Annotated in this window: 4 protein-coding genes and 1 pseudogene; all 5 read right to left on the bottom strand. The window is 67.5% G+C overall.

Annotation, left to right across the window (positions count from 1 at the left end; translation table 11 throughout):
• Window positions 1-134 precede the first annotated feature (134 nt).
• Window positions 135-1193, bottom strand: coding sequence for a 5-(carboxyamino)imidazole ribonucleotide synthase (locus QLH51_RS19655; RefSeq protein ID WP_125662731.1), 1059 nt, complete (start codon window positions 1191-1193; stop codon window positions 135-137).
• Window positions 1190-1675 carry a 5-(carboxyamino)imidazole ribonucleotide mutase gene (gene purE, locus QLH51_RS19650; protein WP_125662728.1) on the bottom strand — a complete coding sequence of 162 codons (486 nt, stop codon included), beginning with the start codon at window positions 1673-1675 and terminating at the stop codon, window positions 1190-1192. The genes QLH51_RS19655 and purE overlap by 4 nt, the downstream gene beginning before the upstream one ends.
• 434 nt (window positions 1676-2109) lie before the next feature.
• Window positions 2110-2796, bottom strand: coding sequence for a 2,3-diphosphoglycerate-dependent phosphoglycerate mutase (gpmA, locus tag QLH51_RS19645; RefSeq protein WP_125662725.1), 687 nt, complete (start codon window positions 2794-2796; stop codon window positions 2110-2112).
• A gap of 432 nt (window positions 2797-3228) precedes the next feature.
• Window positions 3229-4341, bottom strand: a complete 1113-nt coding sequence (locus QLH51_RS19640) for a M14 family metallopeptidase (RefSeq protein WP_125662722.1) — start codon at window positions 4339-4341, stop codon at window positions 3229-3231.
• Window positions 4338-4582, bottom strand: a pseudogene (locus QLH51_RS19635) (hypothetical protein); the annotation flags it as partial. The gene QLH51_RS19640 and the pseudogene QLH51_RS19635, both read right to left, overlap by 4 nt.

Genomic DNA, 4582 nt, shown 5'->3' with positions numbered 1-4582 from the left:
GGGTAATTCCGCCCCGGGACGGGGAGGGGGACCAGCGAAGCTGGTGGAGGGGGGCGTCCACAAACGCGGCGCTGCGTGGAGAACCCCCTCCACCACCGCTTCGCGGCGGTCCCCCTCCCCGTGCCGGGGAGGACTTAGCGTTCCACCCGGGTCACATGGCCCATCTTGCGGCCCGGCCGTGCGTCGTGCTTGCCGTAGAGGTGGAGGTGGGCGCCGTCTTCGGCAAGCAGCGCCCGCCACTGATCGACATCGTCGCCGATCAGGTTCGTCATTTCCGCGCGCGCCGCGGTCATCGCGACGCTGCCGAGCGGCAGGCCGAGGACGGCGCGGACGTGGTTCTCGAACTGCGACGTCTCGCTGCCCTCGATCGTCCAGTGGCCCGAATTATGGACGCGCGGGGCCATTTCGTTGAACACCGCGCCTTCCCGACCGCAGAAGAATTCGAGCGTCAGGACCCCGACATGGTCGAGCGCATCGGCGACCTTGACCGCCAGCGTCTCCGCCTCGGCCCGCCACGGTTCGATCGCGGGGGCGGGGACGGTCGAGGTGTCGAGGATACCGGCCTTGTGGACGTTCTTCGGCGTCGGATAGGTCGTCTGCCGGCCGTCGAGACCGCGGGCGAGGACGATCGAGAATTCGTGATCGAAGTCGACGAACGCCTCGAGGATCGCCGGACCGCCGCCGATCGCGTCCCATGCCGCGTCGGCATCGGCGGGGGCGGCGAGCCGGGCCTGCCCCTTGCCATCATAGCCGAAGCGGGTGGTCTTGAGCACCGCCGGACAGCCGACGCTGGCGATCGCGGCGTCGAGCGCGGCGCGGTCGACGACTTCGGCCCAGCGGGCGGGGCGGCCGCCCAGTTCCTCGACGAAGCGCTTTTCGCGGACCCGGTCCTGCGCGACGCTGAGCGAGCGGGCCGAGGGGCGGACCTTGTCGCCCAGCGCCTCGATCGGCGCGGCGGCGATGTTCTCAAACTCGTAGGTGACGATATCGACCTCCGCGGCAAAGGCTTTCAGCGCGTCGATATCGTCATAGGCGCCGCGGCTGTGCGCGAAGGCGATGTCGTTCGCCGGGCCGCTGTCGGGGGCGTAGACATGGATGCGATAGCCGAGTTGCGCGGCGGCGACGCCGATCATCCGGCCGAGCTGGCCCGACCCGATGATGCCGATCGTCGAACCGGGGGGCAGCGCGGTCATTGCGGGTCGATCGCCACGCCGTCGGTCTGCGCAGTGCGCCACGCGTCGAGCCGCTGCGCCAGCGCATCGTCGTGGGTGGCGAGGATCGACGCGGCGAGCAGCCCGGCGTTGATCGCCCCGGCCTTGCCGATTGCCAGAGTGCCGACCGGCACGCCACCGGGCATCTGCACGATCGAGAGCAGGCTATCCATGCCCTTGAGCGCCTTCGATTCGACCGGCACGCCAAGGACCGGCAGGCGGGTCATCGAGGCGACCATGCCGGGCAGGTGCGCGGCACCGCCCGCACCGGCGATCACGACCTTCAGCCCGCGGTCGATCGCGTTGGTGGCATAGTTGACCAGCCGCGCCGGGGTGCGGTGCGCCGATACCACCCTGGTTTCATGGGGTACGCCGAGTTTGGTCAGTACGTCGGCGGCATGTGCCATCGTGTCCCAGTCGGAAGTGCTGCCCATGATGATGCCGACCAACGGTGCGTCGTTCATTGTCTGCCCGTAACGCTTGGGGAAGCGCGCTGCTTAAGGAACGGGCGGGAACAGGGCAAGCGGGACGATGCCGTAGCCGTGCTTTCGTGCGCCAAAGGTCACAAAGGTCACACTAGTGGCGTTTTGGTGCGGCAGATGTGGCGGCGGTGTCAAAGAGCGCGGGCCGCGTGAGGGGCCGGCGGGGATTTTGGCGGGGGGTGGGTGTGTAGGAAAGGGGTTTTTCGGGAGCAAAGCCAGCCTGCATACCCGCGCGCGTCAGCACCCTTCAAACCCCATCGCCACCGTTTGCTTCGAGCGCAGGTTCGAGCCTGTCGAGAACCGTAGTCGAGAAGGGGTTGCCCCGAACGGGGCGTTCTCGACAGACGCTTCTCGACAAGCTCGAAGCTGCTCGAACCTGACGGGAGGGACTGGGGGTGGGCGGTAGGCCGGGGGCCTTACCGCTCGCTGAGATAATAACGGTCGGTCGGCGTCAGATCGTCGGCCAGCTCGTACACGATCGGCTGGCCGGTCGGGATTTCGAGGCCCGTGATCTCGTCGTCGGGAATGCCCGACAGGTGCTTGACCAGCGCGCGCAGCGAGTTGCCGTGGGCGGAGATCAGCACGCGTTTGCCGGCCTGCAATTCGGGCGCGATGCGGCTGTCCCAATAGGGGAGGACGCGGTCGATCGTGTCCTTCAGGCTCTCGGTCTGCGGGATGGCGATGCCGGCATAGCGGCGGTCGGACGACAGGTCCCAGGGGCTGTCGGCTTCGGGTAGCGGGGGCGGCACGTCGAAGCTGCGGCGCCAGATCCTGACCTGTTCGTCGCCGTGGCGCGCGGCGGTCTCCGCCTTGTCGAGGCCGGTCAGGCCGCCATAATGACGCTCGTTCAGCCGCCAGTCCTTCTCGACCGGCAGCCACAGACGACCCATCGATTCCAGCGCGATGTTCAGCGTCTTGATCGCGCGCGTCTGGAAACTGGTGAAGCACAGGTCGAAATCATGGCCCCTGGCGGAGAGCAGTTCGCCCGCGGCCTTCGCCTCGGCCTCGCCCTTTTCCGTCAGGTTCACGTCCCACCAGCCGGTGAAGCGGTTCTCGAGGTTCCAGGCCGACTGGCCGTGGCGGATCAGGACGAGCGTGGGCATGTGGCCTCCATTGCTGTTGCTGCGCCGCACCTAGCCCAAAGCGGGCGGGAGAGGAACCGGTTGACGTCGGTCGTTGACGGCTTCTTGCGGGGCCGTTCGAAAGGGTTTCGCAACCGCAGTCCTGCGTGGGCGGGGGCGGCTTGGTCGCGACCATCTCGCCACACGCCATCCTCCTCGTCACCCCGGACCTGTTTTAGACCTCTGCAAAAGCGCTCAATCCGTACCCCGGCGAAGGCCGGGGCCCAGTTGGGGGGGCATTGGCAAGATACGGAAAGGCCTTTCCAACTGGACCCCGGCCTTCGCCGGGGTACGGCAAGGAGTTGGCTCTGTTCGAGACTTTCGCAGAGGTCTCGACTCGTTCCGGGGTGGGGGGTGGACGGGGTGAGCCGGGCTATATCCTGCCCGGGACGCTCACATCCCGGTAGCGAACGATCACCGCGTGAAGTCCGCCAGCACCTTCAGCCAGCTATGCGCCAGCGCCTTCGACCGTTCGGGCGACCAGCCGAACTCGGGATCGGGATTGTCGTCATGGTCCTTGAACGGCATTTCCAGCGTCATGCCGAGCGCGCCGAAGCGGTTGGCGAGCTGGTTGGTCGACATCGACAGGTTCGCCTGTCCCGCCGCCGATACCGGATAGCCGAGCCTCGTCTGGAACTCCGGGGTCGCCGCCGCCCATGCCGCGCCGAAGGCGGTGAAGCGGGCGCCATGGTCGTCGGTCCAGTTGGGGATGCCTTCGTAACCGGCGATGAAGTTGGCGGGGATCGCTTCGTCGCCATGCACGTCGATGGCGATGTCGACGCCGGTTTCGTCCATGCGGTTTCGCACGCACAACACTTCCGGGCTGCGCTCCGCCGTCGGCGCGTGCCATTCGCGGTTGAGGTTCACGCCCGCGGCATTGGTGCGCAGATGGCCGCGAAACGATCCGTCGGGGTTCATGTTGGGCACGCAGTGGAAGGTCATGCGCGCGCGCAGGTCGGCGGCGACCGCGTCGTCCGCATCGGTCAGCCGTTCGAGCAGCCCCTCCATGAACCATTCGCACATCGATTCGCCGGGGTGCTGCCGGGCATAGGCCCAGACCTGCAACGGTCCTTCGCCGAAGGTCAGATAGTCGATCGCACGGCCATCGAGGCTCTGGCCCAGCTCGCGATGGGTGACGCCGGGCTTTGCCGCGATGCGCGCGACCAGATCGTCGTGGCGATCCAAGGTGTAGGGCGCGAAATAGGCGAACCAAGCGAGGTCGCCGTCGATCGTCGCGGTGAAGGTCAGCACGCCGTCGGCATAGTCGGTATCGACCTGCCGCCACGCCGCGCGATCGGTGCTCATCCGTGTGCGGTAGCCCGGCCAGCCGAACGCATAGGCCGAGCCGCCGGCATTGACGATGCGGAACGTCAGCGTCCGCCCCCGCGCCCCGGCGACGCGGAAGTGGAACCACTGGTAGAAGTCGGACTGATGATCGGCGACGATATCGAGGTCGATCACATCGCCCTGAATGGCGACGACGCGGATATTGCCGCTGTCGAACGCGGCGTTGATGGTGATGCTCATTTCACCGTCGTAGTGATTCCCGACTCGCCTGGGAAGTTGCGGAACATCGCATTCGCCAGCCGGTCGGCCTGAAACACCGGCTGCGCGCCGGGCGTGCTTTCCAGCGAATCGGTCAGCGCGCGGCCTTCCCAGATGGTGGTGCTGTCGGCACGGCGGCGAATCTGCACGCCCAGTTCGGTGCCGATCACCTCGCGCTGGCCGCCGCCGATGCCGAAGCCGACCCCGCCGCCCAGCCCCACGC

Origin of the sequence: Sphingomonas sp. 2R-10 (assembly GCF_030062225.1) — a bacterium.
Lineage (GTDB): Bacteria > Pseudomonadota > Alphaproteobacteria > Sphingomonadales > Sphingomonadaceae > Sphingomonas.
The sequence above is the reverse complement of the archived record's forward strand: the minus strand, read 5'-3'. Positions and strand labels throughout refer to the sequence as shown.